Origin of the sequence: Hymenobacter terrestris, from assembly GCF_013377905.1 — a bacterium.
Taxonomy (GTDB): Bacteria; Bacteroidota; Bacteroidia; order Cytophagales; family Hymenobacteraceae; genus Hymenobacter; species Hymenobacter terrestris.
Genome location: NZ_JABKAV010000015.1, coordinates 46,869 through 67,925, shown reverse-complemented (window position 1 = coordinate 67,925; position 21,057 = coordinate 46,869). Strand labels below are relative to the sequence as shown.

Below are 21,057 nucleotides of genomic sequence, written 5' to 3'. Positions count from 1 at the left end.
GGCTGAAGCACCGCATCAAAACTTATTTTAGGCCGTAGCCCAGCGACACAATGATGGAGGTGGGCTGCGAGCGTTGGCCCAGCTTTTCCACGGCCAGCCGGGTGAGAGCCATATCGAGGCGCAAGCCGCTTAAAGCTACGCCTAAGCCCAGGCTGGGCTGCACTTTCCAGGTTTCGGAGCCCGTGAACGATTGCACCTGCTGGGCGTTGCCCACGCCACCGCGCAGGTACACCAAGTTCTTGTAGCCCAGCTCCAAGCCGGCGCGCGGGTCGAGGTTCACTGCTTTGCTCGATACCAGCGTGTTGCGCTGACCGTCGGTGCTCAGCTCCATATCGAGGGCGGCTAGGGCCGTAAACTCGCCGGGCAGCTTGATAAGGCGGCTGCCGCCAAACACGAAGAGCGGCAACGTGATTTCGGTGCTGTTCTCGGGCATCTGGTCCAGGGCATTGGCCGGCCCCTCGAACTGGTCGCGGTGAATGGTCCAGGCGTTGTAGGTGGTGGTGATGTCGCGGGCCATGAGGCCCAGCTGCCAGCCGTTGCGGCGGTACTGCACGCCGGCATCGATACCGAAGCCGATGGCATCGGCAAACGAGCCGATGTTGCGGTAGATGACCTTGGCATTGGCTCCCACCTGCAGGCCCTCAATGGAGCTTATCTGGCGGGCGTAGGAGAGCAGCAGCGCGTAATCGGCCACCGAGAAATAGCGGATGTTATTGTAGTCGATGTAGCCGTACTCGTTCACCAGGTTGCGGGTGTCGGCAATGTCATCAACGCCCAGCCGGATGAGGCTCACGCCCAGGGCGCTCTTGTCGTCGAGCTTCATACCGAAACCGGCGTAATCGTTTTTCACGATGCCCGAAAACAGCTCGGAGTGCATCAGCACGCCGTCGTACTTGTTTTTCTGGCTCACCAGGCCGGCCGGGTTCCAGTAGCCGGCGGTGGCATCATCGGCCAGGCTGACCTGCACTTTGCCCATGCCCAGCGCCCGGCCACCCACGCCTACGTTCAGAAATTCGTTGCTGTACTTGGGCGTTTTGGTTTGGGCCAGCGCCGGCGACAGTACCGCCAGACTTAGGCCTGCACTCAGCAGCAAGGCCTTATAAGAGGAGAAGTGGGGCATAGAGAAGTGAGCTAGATTCGAGTCCGATAAAGGAAGAAAAGCACTGTTTCGGCAGCAACGCAAGATACTTAGTAATAGTGCGTCCCGGATTGCCTTCCCGCTAAAAACCTGAAAAGACAGGCCCAAAGATACGCCTCTGACACTTAAGCCATAGTGGGTTGGCAGTGCACTGAGACCAAAAATCAGCGCAGCCAAATATTTATTTTAACAGTACCTTGTGTTACATAGTACCTTTTACTATCTTTGACTCATTCTTCACCCCCAATCTGTCTTCACTTATGAAAGTCGAGAACACCCAAGTGCAGATGCGGAAGGGCATTCTGGAGTTCTGCATCCTCGAAATTATTGCCCGCGGCGAGGTCTACGCCTCCGATATGCTCGAGGAGTTGACGGCGGCCCGCATGCTGGTCGTGGAAGGAACGCTTTACCCACTGCTCACGCGCCTCAAGAATGCGGGCCTGCTGGACTACACCTGGAAAGAATCCATGAGTGGCCCGCCCCGCAAGTACTACACGCTCACCGAGGTCGGGCAGGACTTTCTGCACCAGCTGCGCCTGACCTGGGAAGAAGTCCAGGAGTCGGTTCGCATCATCAGTCAGAAACCCGGCTCCACGCCTGCGCTCTAAGCGCCGCCTCCCTCCTCTACTCCTATTGTTGACTTGTTGCAGCAACTACGATGAAAAAGAACATCAGCATCAACCTCCAGGGCATGATCTTCCACATTGAGGAAGACGGATATGAAGTGCTCAGCCGCTACCTGACCGAGGTAAAGGCCCACTTTAGCGGCTACCGCGGGCACGAGGAAATCGTGGCCGACATTGAGGGCCGTATTGCCGAGCTTTTCGCCGCCCGCATCTCGCCACTCAAGCAGGTAATCACCCTGGAAGACGTGGAAAGCATGACCGCCAAGATGGGCCGCGTGAGCGACTTCCAGCCTGCCGATGAGGCCGACGAAGACGAGCAGCTGCTAGCCTCAGCCGTAGCCAACGGCTCGGCCCAGGGCACCTACACCGGAAGCACCGGCGGCAGTTCGACCACCTCCAATGTACCTCCTACCACCGACGAGGCCGAAACGGGCGCTAAGCGCCTGTACCGCGACATGGCCAACCGCAAGGTGGCGGGTGTGGCCGCCGGTATTGCCCGCTATTTTGCCGTCAATCCGCTCTGGATCCGGCTGGGTTTTCTGGTCCTGGCGCTTATCAAGCCCATTTCCCGGGGCGTGTTCGACTTCGATGATGAGTCCTTCCGCTTCGAGGGGTTCAGCCTGGGTGGTTTCGCAGTGCTACTGTATGTGGTGCTCTGGATTGCCCTGCCCAAGCACTACGGCGCCACGCCGGACGATGAGGATCCGACCTTCAAAAAGCTCTACCGCGACACCGACAACGGCAAAGTGGGCGGCGTATCGGCCGGTCTGGCCGCTTACTTCCGGGTTGATGTGGTGCTGATCCGGATTCTGTTTCTGGTAGGCCTGTTCGCTGGCGGCTTCGCCTTCCCGCTCTACATTGCCCTCTGGATTCTGCTGCCCGAGGCCAAAACAGCCTCCGACCGGCTCCGCATGCGCGGCTCGGCCGTTACGCTCTCGGCCCTCGACAGCAACCTGCGCGATAACCCCTATGCGGCTGGCTCCGATACCGGCACCCCCAACAACCGGCCTGTAGGTACGTTTCTGGAGGATTCGTTCAGCAACCTCCGGCCGGTGCTCAACGGTATTGGCGGCATCATCCGGGCCATCGTGGGTGGCCTGCTCATTCTGACTGGTTTCAGCCTGCTGCTGCCCATTATCCTGGGTCTGGGGGTTGGCTTAGGGATGACTACGGCACCCGATTGGGTGGATGTCGGTCCGCTGCAGCCCTTCCTGCTCTTCAACGATATTTCCGTGTGGGCCGTGCTGTCGTTCTTCCTGCTGGTAGGCATTCCGGCGCTGGCACTGCTGCTCACCGGAGTAAGCATGCTGCTGCGCCGTCCGGTACTCTCGCGGGCTGCCAACCTCACGCTGCTGGGCTTGTGGCTGCTGGGCATCGTAGGCAGCTCGATGGCAGGCATACGGGCCAGCCGCGAGTTTCAGCGCGAGTCGGAGGTTACGCAAACCGTAGCCCTCAACGGCCTGACCAGCTCCCGGCTGCTGCTGGAGCGCCGCCAGCTCGATAACGACCAGTGGGTAGGCCTGGACATGATTGGTATAGACAGCGCCCAGGCACCCCGATTCGAGCGCATCATCTCCGCCAAAGGCTCGTCCGATTCGCTGGCCCGCCGCACGGCCGCCACGTCCACTACCCACAACCTGCGCATCCTCAACGATTCGACTTTGAGCGTAGACGACCACTTCACGTACCAACCCAACGCCCGCCTGCGCGACCAGCAGATGCGCCTGCGCCTGCTCATGCCCCGCGGCCGGACTTTCCGCATGACGGAGTCTTTTTCCAACTGGCTTGATGCGGAAGATTTTGTAGGCGGACGCCAGCCCTACAGGTCGGAGAATTTCGTGTACCGCATGAAGGGTAGCAAACTGGAATGCCTGACCTGCACCGATGCGGACCTGCGCGGCGGCAACGAGGATACTGCCGACGGCGAAACCAGCGACGACTACGATGAAGGCCGCGCAGATGCCAACATCAACCTCGACTTTGGTGGCGTAGACAGCTTCGACACCTCCGAAGATGGCTACGGCGCAGGCCGGCGCAGCTACTCCGAGTCGGACTTCGACCACGTATCGGTGGCCGGCCCCTACCGGCTGGTGGTGCGCCCCGGCAGCAGCTACTCCATCAAAGCCGCCGGCTCCGACGAGGCTCTGCGCCAGCTGCTGATAGAGCGCGACGGCAGCGAGCTGGTTATCAAGCCCCGCAACCGCAGCGTGTTTCGGATGGGCAATTTTTCTTCCGAAGCCAGCCGCGTGCTGATAACGGTAGAGCTTCCCGAACTGAACCAGCTGGAACTGGTAGGTGGCGCGCGAGCCCAGGTAAGTGGCTTTGGCACCGGCGACCTGCAAGTGGAGCAGGCCGGCGGCAGCCAGCTGACTCTTGACGGCAAGTTTGGCCAACTGGACTTGGACCTGGCCGGCGCCTGCCGGGCAGCGCTACGTGGCTCGGCCGATGAGCTCTCGATTGACGGAGCCGGTGCCTGCGAAGTAACCGCCCCGGGCTTCACCGCCCGCAATGCCAACATTGATATAGTAGGTGCCAGCAAAGTACGCCTGAACGTAACCGGCGAGCTACAGGCCGAAGCCACTGGGGCCAGCATAATCGAGTACACTGGCTCGCCCACCAATGTGCGCCGTAGCGCCGTGGGGGCCTCCAGCATCCGGGCCGTACGCGACTAAGCAGCCCAGCAAGCAGCCCCAAATGGTACGGCAGGTTCTCTGGGTAGCCTGCCGCTATCATTCCCGGTCTGCTGTAACCCACTGGCTTCTTAGCCGTTCTACTAGTCATAAAGGCATTTTGCACCTGAGCAGGCAGCTGTTGGCCCGGTTTCTATTCCGACGCAGCACAGCGCCACAGGGTGCTTCGAGTAAGGGTCCGTATGTGAGTGAAAAAAATGCGACCCGGAGAGCCCCGGCCTGTTTCCCTGCTGCAACAGGAGGGTTGGGGCTTTCTAATTACCAATTACCAGCCCGTAGCTAGGCATAAGCGGCCGGCCCCAACGCGGGGCCGGCCGCTTATGCGTTTGCCGGAAAGCCTCCGCCTAAAAAAGCTTGATGCGGTACGCCGCGTCGGTAGGGCCGCCGAACAGGCCGTAGCCGTCACGCAGGCTTGATTGCAATGGGCCCGATGCAAAGCCCCAATAGTGTCGAGGAATCCTACCCCGCTACGTGCACCAAGCCCTGCCGATGGCCCAGCTCCAGCAGCAGCGCAAAAGCCTCGTTGTACTCGTTGCGTACCCGGCCCTCCAGAATAGCTTCGAGCAGGGCTTCCTTCAGCTCGCCCACGGCGCGGCTGGGCTTGAGGCCAAAGGTTCCCATGATGATTTCGCCGGTGATGACGGGCTTGAAGTTGCGCAGGCTATCCTTTTCCTCCACTTCCTTCAGCTTCTGCTCCACCACATCGAAGTTGCGCAGGTAGCGGGCCACTCGGCTATGGTCTTTGCTGGTAATGTCGGCACGACACAGCAGCATCAGCCGGTCGATGTCGTCGCCCGCCTCGAACAGCAGGCGGCGCACGGCCGAGTCGGTTACCACTTCCTTCACCAACGCAATGGGCCGCAGGTGCAGCTTCACCAGCTTCTGTACTTGGCGCATCTCCTCGCCCAGTGGCAGCTTGAAATCTGTGAAGATGCCCGGTACCCAGCGCGCGCCCTTGTCCTCGTGCCCATGAAACGTCCAGCCCACGCGCTTGTCATAGCGCTTGGTGGCGGGCTTGGCAATGTCGTGGAGCACGGCGGCCCAGCGCAGCCACAGGTCGCCGCCGGCCGCGGCCACGTTGTCGAGCACCTGCAGGGTGTGGTAGAAATTGTCTTTGTGCGCGTGCTGGCCCACTTTTTCCACGCCATGCAGGCCCGCCATCTTCGGGAAGATGAGTGCCAGCAGCCCACTGCTGAACAGCAGCTTAAAGCCGTAGCTCGGCTTGGGCACCAGCAGCATCTTGTTGATTTCGGTCGTAATCCGCTCCTGCGACACAATCTTTATCCGCTCCTTGTTACGGGCCAGCGCATCAAACGTGTCGGGCTCAATGTCGAAGTTAAGTTGGGCTGCGAAGCGTACCGCCCGCAGCATCCGCAGCGGGTCGTCCGAAAACGTAATATCAGGGTCGAGGGGCGTACGAATGAGCTTGCGGGCCAGGTCGCCCATACCGTCATAGCGGTCCACGAGCGTCCCGAAATCGGCCTCGTTTAGGCTTAGGCCCAGGGCGTTTATAGTAAAGTCGCGACGGGCCAGGTCTTCTTCGAGCGTGCCGGCCTCCACCTCAGGCTTGCGGCTCTCGGACCGGTAGCTCTCCCGGCGGGCGCCCACAAATTCCACTTCAATGTCGGGCGTGGGCAACATGGCGGTGCCGAAGTTCTTGAACACCGTCACGCGGGGCCGGCCGGGCAGGCGGCGGCTCACCTCTTGGGCCAGCGCAATACCATCGCCCACGCACACCACGTCCAGGTCTTTGCTGGGCCGGTTCAGGGCCAAATCGCGCACAAAGCCGCCAATTACGTAGGCCGGCGCACCCTGGGCGGCGGCGGCGGCGGCAATAGTCTGGAACAGGGGCAGGTCGGGGAGTTGCGGCGTTTGCATGGCGCAAAGGTAGCAAGGCCCCTATTATGGCCTGGATTCGCTCATGAACCAGCCGGCGACATCATGAGCGCACCGCACACAAAAAAAGCGCCTCCGGAAAATCAGGGGGGCGCTTTTTTTAGTGCAAGCCGTTGCCGGCTATAGGCTTACTGGGCTGGAACTTCTTCCACCAGTTTGTCGGCGGGTACGTTCTTTACTACAGCGGTGTCGCCAGTTTCAGGAGCCATTTCAGCGGCGGCCTGGTCGGCAGTGTTCTCAACAGCGTTGCCAGCAGCATCGGTGGCGTTAGCAGCATCGGTAGCAGCGCTTTCGGCAGTAGCCTCAGCGTTTTCCTGAGTAGTCTCCGAGCACGAAGCAAGGGCGAAAGGAGCGAAAGCGGCGAGAACGAGCAGGTTTTTGAACGAGAATTTCATGGTCAGTTTATAGAGAGGTGATGAGATGATTTGGGCTTCATACCGCTCACTCCCCAAACGTAACCCTATGTCGAGCTTACTTTTTTCAAAAAATTACTCCCGCACTGTTTCCAGCTTTCCGTCGGGCATTACCCGCACCACCCGCGACGGTGCGGCGCGGGTGGTGTCGTCCTGCCGCCAGTTCACCACATAGTCCACCTTTCGGACCAGCTCGGGTGACACCTCGCCAAAAGTGGCCGGGGTAGGCTGCCCGCTGATGTTGGCCGAGGTAGACACCAACCCGTGGCCCAGCCGCCGCAGTACCAGCCGGCAGAACTCGTCGTTGAGCACTACGCGCAGGCCAATGGTACCGTCGGGGGCCATCAGGTTGGGCGCCAGATGGCGGCTGCCGGGTACTATATAGGTAGTGGGTCGGGTTTGGGCAGCCAGCAGGTCGGGCAGGTCGGCGGGCACCACTTCGGCGTAGCGGGCGAACATGGCCTCATCAGCTACCAGCACAATGCAGGCCTTCTCGGCCGGCCGGTTCTTAAGCTTATACAGTTGATCTACGCCCCGCGACAGTTCGGCGTCGCAACCCAATCCCCACACCGTATCAGTCGGGTATAATATCACCTGTTGCAGCAGCAGGGCATCCACGGCCGCGTCGGCTTCGGAACGCAGGAATTTGGGAGTCATATGTCGGGATATATAAGGAAGCTATTTAGGCAAGTTCAGAATGACAAATGAGGCCTCAATTCCCTGAAACTTCACCTTCCACCGATTGGCACAACTCCACCAGCACTCCGGCGGCCGATTTGGGGTGAACAAAGCAAACGAGTTTGTTATCGGCCCCGCGCTTGGGCTGCTCGTTGAGCAGCGTAAAGCCCGCTGCCCGTAAGCGCTCCATTTCGACGTGAATATCGGCTACCTCGAAGGCGACGTGGTGAATGCCCTCGGGTTTCTTGGCCAGAAACTTGGTGATGGCGCTGTCGGGCGAGGTGCCGGCCAGCAGCTCTATTTTGGAGCCGCCAACCTGGAAGAAAACCGTGTCTACGGCTTCGGAAGCCACGTGTTCGCGCTTGTAGGGTGGCTGGCCGAGTAGGGTGGTATAGAGGGCGGTAGCCGCTTCAAGGTCGTTGACGGCCAGGCCGAGGTGTTCGAGGTTGGTAAACATGCGGAAGGAATAGCAGGCAGCCGCTGCCGGATAGCGCGGCTTCTTTGGATTTGTTCTACTTTTGTAGCTACGAATGTAGGGCGAAACTAAACCTGTTTGCCGGGTTTTGTGTTCTACCTACGAATGATTCTCCGCTGACAAACCAGACCTCCGGGCTATGCTCAAATTACCCATTTACCTCGATAACAACGCCACCACGCCCCTCGACCCGCGGGTTTTGGAAGCCATGATGCCGTACCTGACCGAGGTATTCGGCAACGCGGCCTCGCGTAACCACCCCTTTGGCTGGGCCGCCGAGGAAGCCGTTGATTATGCCCGCGACCAGATTGCCGGCCTCATCAACTGCGACCCCAAGGAAATTATCTTCACTTCGGGCGCTACCGAGTCGGACAACCTTGCCATCAAAGGCATCTACGAGATGTACGCCCAGAAGGGCAACCATATCATCACCACCACCACCGAGCACAAGGCTGTACTGGATACGTGCAAGCACATCGAGAAAATCGGTGGCAGGGTTACCTACCTGCCCGTAAATTCGGAAGGCCTTATCGACCTCGCCGAGTTGGAGGCTGCCATGACGCCACAGACGATTCTGGTGAGCATCATGTATGGCAACAACGAAACGGGCACTATTCAGCTCATCCGTGAAATTGCGGCTATTGCCCATAAACACGGTGCGCTGTTCATGACCGATGGCACCCAGGCCGTAGGCAAGATTCCGGTTGACGTGCAGGCTGATGGAATCGACCTGATGGCTTTCACGGCCCACAAAATGTATGGCCCCAAGGGAGTAGGTGCTATGTACGTGCGCCGCAAAAACCCACGCGTGAAGGTTACCGCTCAGATGGACGGTGGCGGCCACGAGCGGGGCATGCGTTCGGGTACGCTCAACGTACCCGGCATTGTTGGCCTGGGCAAGGCCTGCGAGCTGGCTAAGCAGGAAATGGCGGCCGATGCTGCCCGCCTCGGCGCTATGCGTGACCGGCTCGAAAAGGAGTTGCTAACGCTGGAGGAAAGCTACGTGAACGGCTCGGTAGAACGCCGCCTGCCGCACGTGGCCAACATTTCCTTCAAGTACGTAGAAGGCGAAGGCCTGATGATGGGTGTGAAGGACTTGGCAGTATCGTCGGGCTCGGCCTGTACTTCGGCTTCGTTGGAGCCTTCGTATGTGCTCAAGGCCCTGGGCCTGAGCGACGATTTGGCTCACAGCTCGCTGCGTTTCGGCCTGAGCCGTTTCACTACTGATGAGCAAATCGATTACGCCATCAACCACGTAAAAGAGGCCGTTACAAAGCTGCGTGAAATGTCGCCCCTGTGGGAGATGTTCCAAGACGGTATCGACCTCGACAAAATCGAGTGGGCTGAGCATTAATTCTTCAGACCTGAGTACAGAGACATGAGAGGTGAGACTCGGTTTATCTGTTTTTGCCAACATCTCACACCTCACTTCCAACACCTGACTTCTACCTCATGGCTTATTCCGATAAAGTAATCGACCATTACAGCAACCCCCGCAACGTGGGCACGCTGGATAAAAACAAGAAAAGCGTAGGCACCGGCCTCGTAGGCGCGCCTGAGTGCGGCGACGTAATGCGCCTGCAGATCGAGGTGGACGAGGCGACTAACACCATCACCGACGCCAAATTCAAAACGTTTGGTTGCGGTTCGGCCATTGCTTCTTCGTCGCTCGCAACGGAGTGGCTGAAAGGCAAAACCGTAGACGAGGCACTGGCCATCGACAACATGGAGATTGTGGAGGAGTTGGCTTTGCCACCCGTAAAAATTCACTGCTCGGTGTTGGCCGAAGACGCCATTAAGTCGGCCATCAACGACTACCGCGTGAAAAACGGTATGCCCGAGTTGGAAATGGCCAAATCGCACCACTAACTGGTTGATGAGGCTTGAGATGACGTCCGACGGTAGTACGTCTAAACGCAACTCCAGCCCCGTAAACGCTTAGCCCCCATTGCCATGATTACTGTTTCAGATAAAGCAAAGGAGAAAGTTGAGAAGCTGATGCACGATTCGCAGCTGGACGCTACCTATCGGTTGCGGGCTTCTGTGGCGGGCGGCGGCTGCTCGGGCCTAAGCTATAAGCTTGACTTCGACAACGAAGTGAAGCACATGGATCAGGAGTTCGAGGATAAAGGGGTGAAGGTGGTAGTGGATATGAAAAGCTTCCTCTACTTGGCCGGCACCGAACTCGACTTCTCCGACGGCCTCAACGGCAAAGGTTTCTATTTCGATAACCCTAACGCTTCCCGCACCTGCGGCTGCGGCGAAAGTTTCTCGGTATAGCCGCTCCGCATACTTTGTTCTATTATAAAAAAGGGTTTTGCCAACTGGCAGAACCCTTTTTTGTGTGCAGTATGCTACACACGCATGTGCTGTTGTTTGGAAAGCAGTGCCCTCTGCTACGCTGCCCGAAGCGCTTCAACCGTCATCTGCGCAGTTGTAGCGGTTTGGGCGACGGGGCCTATTGCTTGATAATTTTACGCATCTCGCGACCGGCCGAAGTGGTTATTTCCAGTTGATATAGTCCGGATGGTAAGCTGGACATATCCAGTTCAGATTCACTTCCGGGCACTTCTCCGGCCATCATCACACTTCCCAAGGAGTTGAGGATGCGGTAGCCTCCCCCGACCGCGGGCAACTCCACTGTCAGCTTCGTCTGTACAGGGTTTGGGTACACGCGTACTTCGCCTGGAGCGGACACACTTACTACTACCGAGTAGCTGCTCTTCCCATCGTAGTCGAGTTGGTGCAGGCGGTAGTAGGCCGTGCCGGATAAAGGCTGTTGATCGAGCAATGTGTACTCGTGGCGACTGTTGCTGTTGCCCTGCGCCGCCACAGTGGAAATGGTCCGAAAAGCTTGGCCCGTAGCGGAACGCTGTACTTCAAAACTGGCGCTGTTCTGCTCGGTAGCGGTAGCCCAGCGAACCTGCACTCCTGCCAGCCGCCGCTCGGCCCCGAAACTAAGTAGCTGCACTGGCAGTGTACCTGACGTTTCGCAGGGTTTTGTTGCCGTTCCTGAGTTACGAGGCGCAGGAGGATTGGATACGAAGTCGGCGCTGTTGTTATCCGTATCCTGGCAGCCGTTAGTCTTTCGGGTAGCCGCTTGGGTAACGGAAATACTATTAGCTGCACTACCCCCTTCTGATTGATTAGCCGTACCATAACCCAAGAAATCAATCACATTGCTACTTGTAGGTTCCGTTACTGGGGTCCCGGAGTTGGCCAATGCCACTTTCCCATTTGCTGCACTCAGCCGGGTGGTACCTGTAAAGTCAGGATTTGGTAAGTCCGCACCAACAGTCGAACCTGCTAACTGAATAAGGTAGTAACCGCCGGCCGGAATGGAAGCGGAGGTCGGTAGAATGTTAGTAGCGGTAAAGGCGCCAGTGGCCGTAGCTGATGCATACTGGACCGACCAACCCCCTATCGAAACAGTTGTGCTACTTCGGTTAAAAAGCTCAACATAATCGTTTTTATAGTTAGCTCCCGCGTTACCGCCACCGCCATAAACTTGGCTGATAACCACCTTACCAACCAGAGACTCTATCACAAAACTAGCACTACTGCTGCCTACCTTACTACCCAACGCCACCGATATCGGACCAGTGCTACTACCAGCCGGCACAGTGGCCGATAGTTGCGTAGTAGAAACCACATTCACAGCGGTAGCGGCCATGCCGTTAAAACTTACCGTAACCCCATTGATAAAATTCTCACCGTCGATGGTAACGACGGTGCCGACCGGCCCAGTAGCTGGCGTGAAGCTGCTGATAATAGGCGCAGGTATTGTAGGGCCAGCACTACTACTTACTAGTACATCATCGAGCCCAATTCGGGTACGGGAGCCACTACTGGACACAGCGTAATACAGCCAGCGAAGTTGCACCACTGGCTGATCATTGACTGCCTCGGGCAAAGCGATGTTTGCAAACGAGGCATTTTGCCCCACTAAATTGCTTTCGAACCTGGAACCGGCTACCTCCGTGAAGTTACCGGTTTGCCCCAGCCGGTACTGCAACCGTATTCCGTTTATCCGCTCTCCCGGATGGACAACACGGGTCATCCAACTGGCTACTATCTGGGCTCGTCCGGTCGTGTTCAGCGCCAGCGTTATAGCACCTATGTTATTAGTATTAGTACCGAGCAAACTTATACCATTAAGCCCTTCGTTGCGGATGTTGCCGCTGGTAATGGATCCCCCAGTCACCAAGACTACATTGGCGGTCGGGGGCACGACGGTAGTAGCATCCGGTTCGCTGCTAAAACTATGGCCCTGCACAGCACTGGGGTAGCTGGTTGAGGTGACGTCGCTGAACCCGCTGAATTCATAAGACCCTGCGTTCAGGTCATATGTAGCCGGGTTGCTTTGCCCCCATCCTACCACCGGGCTCAACAGCAAAAGGGCCGAGAACAGAACTATCGGCCGGATCCTTACCAGCTGATCTGACAAGAAAGCAAAGAAGTATCGCATATAGTAGTGCGTAAGTAGCTGTTACTTATCAATTTACTTAGATAAATATTTAAATAAAATTATTTTTATTATTTCTTAAACTAAACTTCTATTCTGCGCTCTGAGGCAACAAAAAAGCGCCTCCCTATTGGGAGGCGCTTTCGCTAGCAGTAGGGTTATATGATCCTTACTGCTTCACAATGCGGCGGGTCACTTTGGCGTTGCCTTTACCAACCGTCACCAAATAGGTGCCAGCTTTCAGGTTAGCCATGTCAAGTTTGCCATCGGCCCGTAGCTGCTGGGCTTGTATGGTGCGGCCCGACAAGTCAGTGATGGTAACCGATACTCCTTCGGTACCACCATTCATCGTGATGGTAAGCTGGTCGGCAACCGGGTTAGGATACATAACCACTTCGCCAGCCTTAAGGAAGCTTACCGGTACAATGCTGCTGTAGCTGGTCTTACCATCCAGGTCTACCTGCTTCAAGCGATAGTACGACAGGCCGTTTAGCGGCTGACGGTCTACCTCATTGTATACGGTAGCGGCATTGGTGGTGCCTTGGCCGGCACGCGTGAGAACAGTTTCAAAAGTACGGCTGTCGAGGCTGCGCTCTACTTCAAACTGCTTGTTATTGAGTTCAGAAGCAGTTTCCCAACGGATAGCAACCTGTGCACCGCTAGCCTTGGCCGAGAACGATACAAGCGTAACGGGCAGTGGCGGGTTGCCTGGAGCCTCAATACCTTGAATGAAGTTAGGAGTTGGTGGCGACAAGTAGTTCTCAGCACCGGGAACCGCAATATTCAAGTTGTTCTGAATGTTGTTGTACTCAAACGTATAGAAGTAATACGTGACAGCTGGGTTCAACCCATCAATAATAACCGAATTGTTGGCGCCGGAATACACGACAAAGTAACCGGGAGCAATCTGCGGACCCGCACCATACGTCTGGTTACCGGTGGTATAAGGAGTTCCATCAATAGGCTGATTTACGGAAGGCAGCGTTGCCGACTCACTGGCTACGATCAGACGTCCCTCTCCATAGCCAAGGGCGGCGTAGTTAGCGGGCAGATTGAACGTTACAATAGCTTTCGTCTTGTCAGCATCATCACGCTTCACATCAGCAATAATCCGCAATGTGGGCTCAACGTCAATTGAACGACCGGAGAGCAAATCATTTGCACCAAACGACTGGGTACTTTTATTGGCAAAATCATTACTCTGGAACTGTAGAGTAGACTGGCCAGTGCCGAGATAAGTTGGACGGTAGCGTACGAAAATCTGTTGGTTAACTTCGTAAGTCGAAGAATTGGGAGTCAAAACAATGCTGTTGCTAAATGTTACGTTGTCTAACGAAAGCTGAAACTGCTGTTCGTTATTAACATTAAGCGAACTGGGTGTCAGCAACTTGGAAATTGTAACAGGTTGCAGTACCCGCTTAGCATTAATAGTGATTGCCTGCGAAGCAGACGTTGTATTTAGCACAACGTTACGCACCTCCACGAATTGACTTACAATCTGAATGCTTGGCTCACTGGTACCGTTGGCCTGAACAGCCTGCGAAGTTGCAGGGCTGCTGGAGTTGATGATAACATCTGTGATAGTAAGAGCCGATGGAGGCAGGAAGCGCACAAACACTTCTGTCCTAGGCACCTCGCCATTCGAGCGCGGTGTTATCGAGAACGAATTCCCAGTTCCTACAACACTTGCAAAAGTGGGGTCGAGTGAAACCTGAAAAAATTGTGGAGCAGCTATTCGCAAATCCTGGAGCAGATTAGTACCCGTCACGAAGTACGACTGCACATCGGAAGGTATACCAGGCACCGTAGAGAACTGCGCCAACACACCCTCAATGTTGATAGTCGAGTTACCACTGATAGCATTAGCTTGTATGGTAACAACTCTAGGGTCTGCGCCTGTGCTGGTAGCAGTAATAGAACCAGCAAATGCACCACTCGGCACCGGAGCAACCAAACGTACTTCAATTTCGCGCAGGGAAACTGTACCGTCCGGAGCAGGATTAATAGTAATTGGACCGTTCACAAAACTACCACCGGCTGAAGCATCCCGGAAAACGATATTGTTATTGGAGCCGGTCAGAACCAAAGGAGCAGCCAGATTTCCAGCGTTGATCGAGAAAGCCAATGTCTGAGCCGAGCCACTGGCAGTAACCGTTTGGAAGTCCAGATTAGTTGGACTAACAACAATGAATGGGCCTGTTGGAGCGGCTGTAGCTTGACCAGTTACAATCACACTAGTGTTTGCGCCACCGTTGCCGGTAGTAGTAGCCGTAATGGCAGAGTTGTAGCTACCTGCTGCTGTTGGAGCGAAGCGGGCCTGCAGAACAGCATTTACCTGATTGCTAATGGGACTCAGTGTAACAGTTCGCACGAAAGTGCCGCTAGAGCCCAAACGAATAAGGTAGCCGTTTGGCGCACTCACAACAACATCAGAGGTAATGTTCTCGCCGGTAATAGTAAAGTCCTGGGGAGCCGATACCTGGCCAGCCTGTAGTGTGGTAAAATCCAGCCGAACAGGAGCAGCTGATAACGAAGCAGGAGGCAATACGCCTGTTCCCGACACATTCACGTTTCTAGTGGTAGCTCCGTTGCTCTCAAACGAAACCTGCGCTACATAATCACGTGCGGCCGTAGGCACAAAACGTACATCCACGAAAGCATTTACTGAGTTATTCGCAGTACTACGCGTCAGTGTCAGCGTTTGAGCATAGGTTCCGGAACCGCTGGCGGCTACTTCAAACCCAGCTGGCGCAGTCACCAAAATATCGGCGTCAAGCGAGGTAGCATTTACCTCAACCATCATTGGAGCCGAACTCGTACCAACCGTCTGGTTACCAAAGCCCAAGGAAGCGGGCGTTACTGTAATGTTGGGCGAGCCAGCTATTGCGTCTCCTCGTAACCTTATTGAAGGCGATGAAAATACAGGACCGCCGTCGAAGGTGCTTTGGGCAAATATCGCACGGTTGATAGTTGTTCCAGCTCCGGAAGTAGGAGCAAAACGCAAATACACAGTTGTATTGCTTAGATTACCAGTTGCATTAGCAACTAGCATTATGGTATTTGTGCTGAACGAAACGTTGTTAGTACTACCTTGAAAACCGGCAGGAATCACAATGCTCACGCTACCATTCGGATCCAAGTCAGTAGCTGCTACGGTATAAGACTTTGACGCAGATGATGCGCCAACCTCAACCGAGCCAAAGTACTGAGGATTTGAGGCACTATTTGCCCCCGAGTTCAGATTAGGTCCATCAGGTGTTAGTGTAACTTGTTGTGCCTGACCTAATAGAGGCACAAACCATAGAAAGGCCAATAAGGCCCACAAGCGTCCGGTTAAGCCGGGCTTGCTATTGCGTAAGTAGTTCTTTTTCATGAGTATGGTGAATGGAGTGTTTACGAGTGAAAGGTTACTTGTAAAATGGATGTCGCGGTCCAATGGATTTTTCGGCAACGAGTATGCCAGTCTTTAATTCCGCCCTAACAATGCAACTTAGATACCGCCCTACACAGGCCTTAGCGAGTTCCATATTATAGTTTATATCCTATTTAATTGAATATTTCCGACATCAACTAATTCCTTTATTTATGTGCCAACTAACTAGCTGTGTGCCTTATCCAGCCATGTACAAATACCAGACCAGCACTTTAATGGTTCACAGTTAGTTCAAAAATGAACAAGATATTTTCAATCAAATAGTTACACCACATAATTTCCACCTATAGTACACTTCACATGACTGGCAAGCAGTCCATCAAAACATTGTCTATCCTCAGCGGCTACAAAGTTAGCTAGCAGTATCCACATAATCATGCTTAGAAGCACAAGTCGTTATATAACTATTCGTATACAATAACGCCTTGCATTCATTAAAAGTATTTGATAAAGCAGAAAAACGGCATATCTCAATTTCGCAAACCATAGATGAAACATGCCTTTCTCATTTGGAGCATCGGTTTCCCAAGTATGTTCACCATCTGAGAGTAATGATTAGCATACACTGGTGTTGATGTCTGCTCAGCTTAAAAAGCTGAAGGCTACCCACACTTAAGTAGGTAGCCCTCATTTCATGTCTTCTGTAATCTGCTCTTACTTCCAATCGGGCATCGTAGCGTTATCGAACAGCTTTACCCGGTTACGGCCATTTAGGTCAACCGTAAAAATGTCGGGCACCGATTGAGCTACGTTATTTACCTGAACAAATATTATCCGGGCACCATCAGGCGAGTAACGCGGGAATATGTCGTTGAAGCCAGCAGGTTTGGTGGAGTTGGTAGTGCCGCCCGAGCCGGCTGATACGTCTACTAAGCCGCTACCGTCGAGGTTCTGCGTGAGAATGTGCGCGTTGAGTTGCCGGCCATTTCCGTCGTTGAATGCGTCTACGTCGCGGGTGTACACAATACGCTGCCCATCCACGCTGAAGGAAGGAGAATCAAGCCGTCCGGGTACGTTACTGATAAGCTGCGTGAAGTTTGAGCCGTCGGCGTTGAGCAGGTAAAACTCCGAATCGTAAATGCTTACGCCTACCGTCTGCACCACAATACGATTGCCCTGCCCCGTCCAATCCACCTCGCGGAAATGTCGCTCAGCCGGAGCCGTGGCCAACAGTACCAAGCCAGTACCGTCGCGGTTGATGCGGTAGAGCTTGTTGAAGCTGCTGTAGACAAGCTGCCCCCCATCGGGCGACCAGCCGTAGCCAACTCCTTGGTTGAAGTAGCCATCCACGGGCTGCAGGGTTACCTGCCGCACATCAGAACCGTCGCGGTTCATGGTGTAGAGTTGAAACTGGCCCGTAGCATTAGAAGTGTAGGCTATCCGGTCGCGGTTGGGGCTGAGCCGGGGATTCGCTTCTAGGAAGGCCGAGGTAGTAAGGCGCGTTAGTGTGGTACCGGTTTCGTTGCTGGAGTATATATCGGTGTTGCCGTTTTCAGTACGCGCAAATAGGTAACGGTTGTCGGGCTGCGGGCCGGTTCGGAAGCTCCATAATGGCGAACGGGCCGTGCCTCCGCCAGCGTTGCGCACTGTTACTTGCCAGAAGTACGTGGTGTTGTAGCTTAGTTGGTTAGCTACAACTGTGGTATCACGACTATTGGTGAGCAGATTGCGCGCAACACCATTGGTGCCCTGATACAATACAACATCGTAGCGTAGTGAGTCGCCCCGGCTCGTTCCTGCTGCCGGATGCCACTCCAGCTTTACATCTGGTCCGGGAACAGTGGCCTGGTCGGCAGGCGCGGGCCGCACTGGTGGCGAGGGCGGCGTGGTCGACAGGTTTTTCTCCAGCACAATAGCTACAGCTATGGCGGCTTCGTTCTCTACTGTTACGGCTACCGTCACCGAGCGATAGTCGACCTTGGTTGCCACAATGGTCAAGCGGCCAGTGGGCACCCCCGTTAGCTCAAAATTTCCCTGGGCATCGGTTACTACCGAAGAAGTGGCAGGCGTTGTAGTAATGGACGCATTAGCCAACGGCTGGTTGTTACGAGCGTCGCGTACGGTACCGGTTACCCTACCGAACAGCACGGGCTCAACCGGATTATCCTCGCAGCTCGTAAGCCACAGCGTAGAAACAACTAACAGCAGCCACAGCGTTCGGGAGCGGATGGAAAGCAACATGGGTGGGAGGATAATACAATGAGGAACGGAAGGGACTTATATACTTATACCGCGCCGGCAACTGGATACCGACAGGCTAAGACGTGTTTGAAACTACTTACTTCCGGGCTCATGCCGTACAGAATCCTGGGCCAGTAAAACGTTATGTGCGTCGAAGACGCGTAAACGGCCGATATAAGTGCTCTGCCCATCAGCATTTACCCGCGTACTGGATAGTACAACCGATTGGCCAGGAGCCAACTCGAATTCCCCGCCCTGCTGACTGGTTGAGCGTCCACCAACTGACTGGCGCTCCAGGGTCATTTCGTATCTGAACGAGGTTGTTTTTTTTGTCAGGCTAGCGCAATTGCCACTCATTTCCAGCATATTGCCACGTGGCGTAACCTCCAACCAAGCCCGGCAGGACGGATCGGATTTAGCCTGACTGACTCCCATCAGCGCGGCCCAGCCAGCCAAAAAAAACAAGGAAGTGTACATAGCGGTTTAGCATTTTTTGTTTACGCCAAATATACCTTTTTTTAGAAACATAGTACCATTCAAATTCGATTATTTATAGGACACTTGCAACCAGCATTCGAAACACAAAAACACCCGCCACTTTGGGAGGGCGGGTGTTTGCCAACCTGGGTTGGATAGAGTGCAACGACCAGCTATTCTGCTACTGGCCGATTCGGCCGTTCTGAATGGAGAGCTGGATGCCGTTGCCCTTCATCTCCACTTCGTAGCGCGGAGGAGCCAACGACTCGGTCCCAGTTTGACGCAGACGGTTGTTATTGCCAAACTGCGTCAGCGTGAACTCAGTCTGGCTGGTCGCTACATCGCGCTCGAATTCGTTGCCGTTGCCAATCTGGTTGAGCTTCGTGGTATTATTGTCGCCCTGCACCTTGCTCATGGCTCTGTTGTCACTCCCCTGCTGGTTGAGAGTGGTCGTATTACCACTGCCTTTTTGAATAAGCAGTGCTTCATTGGAGGAACCCACCTGCAGAATGTACGCCTGGTTAGCAAAACTGCCTGGGTTATCCTGCTCGGCTCGGGCCTTGTTGAAGCTGCCCAGCTGTACCAATTTTGCCAGGTTTCGGGTGTTGAGCGTTGCGGGTACCGGCAGCCGGTCGAGCGCGGAGAAACCAAAGTCTTCGACCAGGCGCTGAGATGCACTATTGGCCTCACTCTGGCCTTCCTGTTGCGCCTGCGCCACATTTGCCCAACCCAGCAAACAGGTCAGCAGGCCGACAGATGCGAAAAAACGGAGCTGTTTCATAGGAGTGGAAGTTACGCAAAGTCCTGTAGATTAGAGCTATTCAGGCAGCCGAGCAGAACATTTTAGGGGATCCTACCCTACTACCTACCCAATGGAAGCAGGCATTGGCCGGGCCTCTTTTCTCCGGCGAGAAAAGAGGCCCGGCCGTTGTTACCTGCCTTACAGGCTTCGCTTGCTATACCCGAAGGCTTAGCGACGGTTCTGCATTACCAGCGCTTGGTTGCTGTTGCCACCCTGCTCGATGCAGCTGCGCTGACCGAAGATCGTAGAAGGCACGTTGGCCAGACCGCCCTGCATGGTTACAGCGGTGTTGTCGCTGCCAATCTGCGACTGCGTAGCAGCACTACCGTTCACTCGCTGGAAGATGCTACCGCTGTTGCGGCTGCCCACTTGGTTTTGCGAGGCATAGTTGTCATTGCCGAAGGTCTTGATATCGGCATTGTTGTCGTTACCAGCCTGGTTCTGCTCAGCCCAGTTTCTGTTGCCGTTTTGCGTAGAACGGGGAGTAAAGGACCCATCTACCTGGTCTACGTTGATGCCCGCTTTGTTGCGGTCACCGCGCTGGAATTGCAGGGTAGTGTTTTGGTCACCCCAGATGACAGCAGTAGCCTGGTTGGCAAAACCCGTTTGTACCTGCAGTCCGTAGTTACGGTTGCCTTCACGCTGGAAGAGCGCGGCACGGTTGCCAGAACCCGACTGGTCAACTACTGCCCGGTTGTCATCTCCGGCAAGAATTCCAGCACCACCTTGTACTACTACCGAGCAGTTATCGATAGCGGCAAGCGTGGGCGTACCATTAGGGTTGGTCTGGCTGGCTGGACGGGTCACTGCGGCGGCGGGCTCGCAGCCAATGCAGGCATTGATTGCGCGGAAGGTTTCGCGGGTGCCTGTCTGGGCGTAAGCGGAGCTGGCGAACAGAACGGCAGCAGCGGCGAGGAGTTGTACTTTTTTCATGGTGTTGGGGGAAAAGAGTGAAAAAAATAAGAGAAAAAATTCGATGTGTAAGCCGGATACATAAAAAGAACTATTTCCTTTTAGGATTATCCTTGCCCTTTGATTGAGACAAATATAAATAAGAATAATCAACATACAAGAGTGGAAATTAAATTTTAATTATACTTTTACACTGTAATATCATATTTACAAGAACCAACATATAGACTCGCAATCTATGTGCCTCATACTCAGCTTTAAATAAATATAGTTTAATAAAATATTTTTTTAATTATATTTTATTTGTATAAAAAATGCATATTCATACCCCCACTACGGCTAGGCCCATTTTCGCGTGTAATACTCTCACAATCAGATTATTACATTCAAAAAAATCTATTCGTCATCGTTTACACCCCTCATGTTTATCTTTCAAAGCACTGAGATAGGATAGTTGGCCTGCTGCTCAGCGCAATCAGTAGACCTTGTGCCGTTACTCTACGCCTAGCCCGTTAACTGACTTTGACCTTATTCTATTAGAAGGCATCCACTTTGCATCCCATCAAGGCTGAAGGGTCATTTTACTGGCCTTAAGAATAGGGGGATGATTGAAAGAGGGTGCGGGGCTCGTCCCCGCCCGCCGTCGAACGGAACCTGATGTGGGCGTGCAACGGGCAGCCAGTACTGTGTCCCCGGCCCTATGGCAGTCGTATAATCAACTTAAAGTAGCGGGGCGTAGTATCAATTACTCATTAACCTTACACCATACCTCCTGTAGGCGGCATATCGGTAATGTTGGCCGGTCACAAGCGCGTTAGCCCCAGCGGAGCCACACAGTAGATATACCCACTCTACTGGAGCATTACTATGG

At 54.8% G+C, this 21,057-nt stretch carries 16 protein-coding genes; 5 read left to right on the top strand and 11 right to left on the bottom strand.

Annotation, left to right across the window (positions count from 1 at the left end; genetic code table 11):
* Nucleotides 1–22 precede the first annotated feature (22 nt).
* Nucleotides 23–1,120 carry a putative type IX sorting system protein PorV2 gene (locus HW556_RS07680; protein WP_176899438.1) on the bottom strand — a complete coding sequence of 366 codons (1,098 nt, stop codon included), beginning with the start codon at nt 1,118–1,120 and terminating at the stop codon, nt 23–25.
* 278 nt (nt 1,121–1,398) lie between these two features.
* On the opposite strand from HW556_RS07680, the gene HW556_RS07675 reads away from it, so the two are divergent.
* On the top strand, nt 1,399–1,746 hold the full coding sequence (locus HW556_RS07675) for a PadR family transcriptional regulator (protein ID WP_176899437.1): 348 nt from the start codon (nt 1,399–1,401) through the stop codon (nt 1,744–1,746).
* Nucleotides 1,747–1,796: 50 nt separating this feature from the next.
* Complete coding sequence (locus HW556_RS07670; protein ID WP_176899436.1) at nt 1,797–4,436, top strand: PspC domain-containing protein; 2,640 nt, start codon at nt 1,797–1,799, stop codon at nt 4,434–4,436.
* Between the two features lie 477 nt (nt 4,437–4,913).
* On the opposite strand, the gene HW556_RS07665 is transcribed toward HW556_RS07670, so the two are convergent.
* The 4 genes from HW556_RS07665 to mce all read right to left on the bottom strand — a co-directional run bounded on the left by HW556_RS07665 (nt 4,914) and on the right by mce (nt 7,898).
* On the bottom strand, nt 4,914–6,332 hold the full coding sequence (locus HW556_RS07665) for a CCA tRNA nucleotidyltransferase (protein WP_176899435.1): 1,419 nt from the start codon (nt 6,330–6,332) through the stop codon (nt 4,914–4,916).
* Between the two features lie 146 nt (nt 6,333–6,478).
* Nucleotides 6,479–6,745 carry a hypothetical protein gene (locus HW556_RS07660; protein WP_176899434.1) on the bottom strand — a complete coding sequence of 89 codons (267 nt, stop codon included), beginning with the start codon at nt 6,743–6,745 and terminating at the stop codon, nt 6,479–6,481.
* A 93-nt stretch (nt 6,746–6,838) separates the two neighbouring features.
* Nucleotides 6,839–7,420: an L-threonylcarbamoyladenylate synthase gene (locus tag HW556_RS07655; protein ID WP_176899433.1), complete on the bottom strand. Its 582-nt coding sequence runs from the start codon at nt 7,418–7,420 to the stop codon at nt 6,839–6,841.
* A gap of 55 nt (nt 7,421–7,475) precedes the next feature.
* Nucleotides 7,476–7,898 carry a methylmalonyl-CoA epimerase gene (gene mce, locus HW556_RS07650; RefSeq protein ID WP_176899432.1) on the bottom strand — a complete coding sequence of 141 codons (423 nt, stop codon included), beginning with the start codon at nt 7,896–7,898 and terminating at the stop codon, nt 7,476–7,478.
* A 157-nt stretch (nt 7,899–8,055) separates the two neighbouring features.
* On the opposite strand from mce, the gene HW556_RS07645 reads away from it, so the two are divergent.
* The 3 genes from HW556_RS07645 to HW556_RS07635 all read left to right on the top strand — a co-directional run bounded on the left by HW556_RS07645 (nt 8,056) and on the right by HW556_RS07635 (nt 10,196).
* Nucleotides 8,056–9,270, top strand: coding sequence for an IscS subfamily cysteine desulfurase (locus HW556_RS07645; protein ID WP_176899431.1), 1,215 nt, complete (start codon nt 8,056–8,058; stop codon nt 9,268–9,270).
* A 98-nt stretch (nt 9,271–9,368) separates the two neighbouring features.
* Nucleotides 9,369–9,785, top strand: a complete 417-nt coding sequence (iscU, locus tag HW556_RS07640; RefSeq protein WP_116940513.1) for a Fe-S cluster assembly scaffold IscU — start codon at nt 9,369–9,371, stop codon at nt 9,783–9,785.
* 84 nt (nt 9,786–9,869) lie between these two features.
* The gene (locus tag HW556_RS07635) at nt 9,870–10,196 is read left to right on the top strand and encodes a HesB/IscA family protein (protein WP_116940514.1); all 327 of its coding nucleotides are present in this window, start codon (nt 9,870–9,872) and stop codon (nt 10,194–10,196) included.
* Nucleotides 10,197–10,374: 178 nt separating this feature from the next.
* On the opposite strand, the gene HW556_RS07630 is transcribed toward HW556_RS07635, so the two are convergent.
* From HW556_RS07630 to HW556_RS07605, 6 genes are all read right to left on the bottom strand, one after another.
* Complete coding sequence (locus HW556_RS07630; RefSeq protein WP_176899430.1) at nt 10,375–12,384, bottom strand: lamin tail domain-containing protein; 2,010 nt, start codon at nt 12,382–12,384, stop codon at nt 10,375–10,377.
* Between the two features lie 166 nt (nt 12,385–12,550).
* Entirely contained in the window at nt 12,551–15,817 is a 3,267-nt protein-coding gene (locus tag HW556_RS07625) for a T9SS type A sorting domain-containing protein (RefSeq protein ID WP_176899429.1), read from the bottom strand.
* Between the two features lie 651 nt (nt 15,818–16,468).
* Nucleotides 16,469–17,995 carry a carboxypeptidase-like regulatory domain-containing protein gene (locus HW556_RS07620; protein ID WP_176899428.1) on the bottom strand — a complete coding sequence of 509 codons (1,527 nt, stop codon included), beginning with the start codon at nt 17,993–17,995 and terminating at the stop codon, nt 16,469–16,471.
* 93 nt (nt 17,996–18,088) lie between these two features.
* Nucleotides 18,089–18,472: a curli-like amyloid fiber formation chaperone CsgH gene (gene csgH / locus HW556_RS07615; protein ID WP_176899427.1), complete on the bottom strand. Its 384-nt coding sequence runs from the start codon at nt 18,470–18,472 to the stop codon at nt 18,089–18,091.
* A 181-nt stretch (nt 18,473–18,653) separates the two neighbouring features.
* Nucleotides 18,654–19,253, bottom strand: a complete 600-nt coding sequence (locus HW556_RS07610) for a hypothetical protein (RefSeq protein WP_176899426.1) — start codon at nt 19,251–19,253, stop codon at nt 18,654–18,656.
* A 189-nt stretch (nt 19,254–19,442) separates the two neighbouring features.
* Nucleotides 19,443–20,342 carry a hypothetical protein gene (locus tag HW556_RS07605; RefSeq protein ID WP_176899425.1) on the bottom strand — a complete coding sequence of 300 codons (900 nt, stop codon included), beginning with the start codon at nt 20,340–20,342 and terminating at the stop codon, nt 19,443–19,445.
* Nucleotides 20,343–21,057 lie beyond the last annotated feature (715 nt).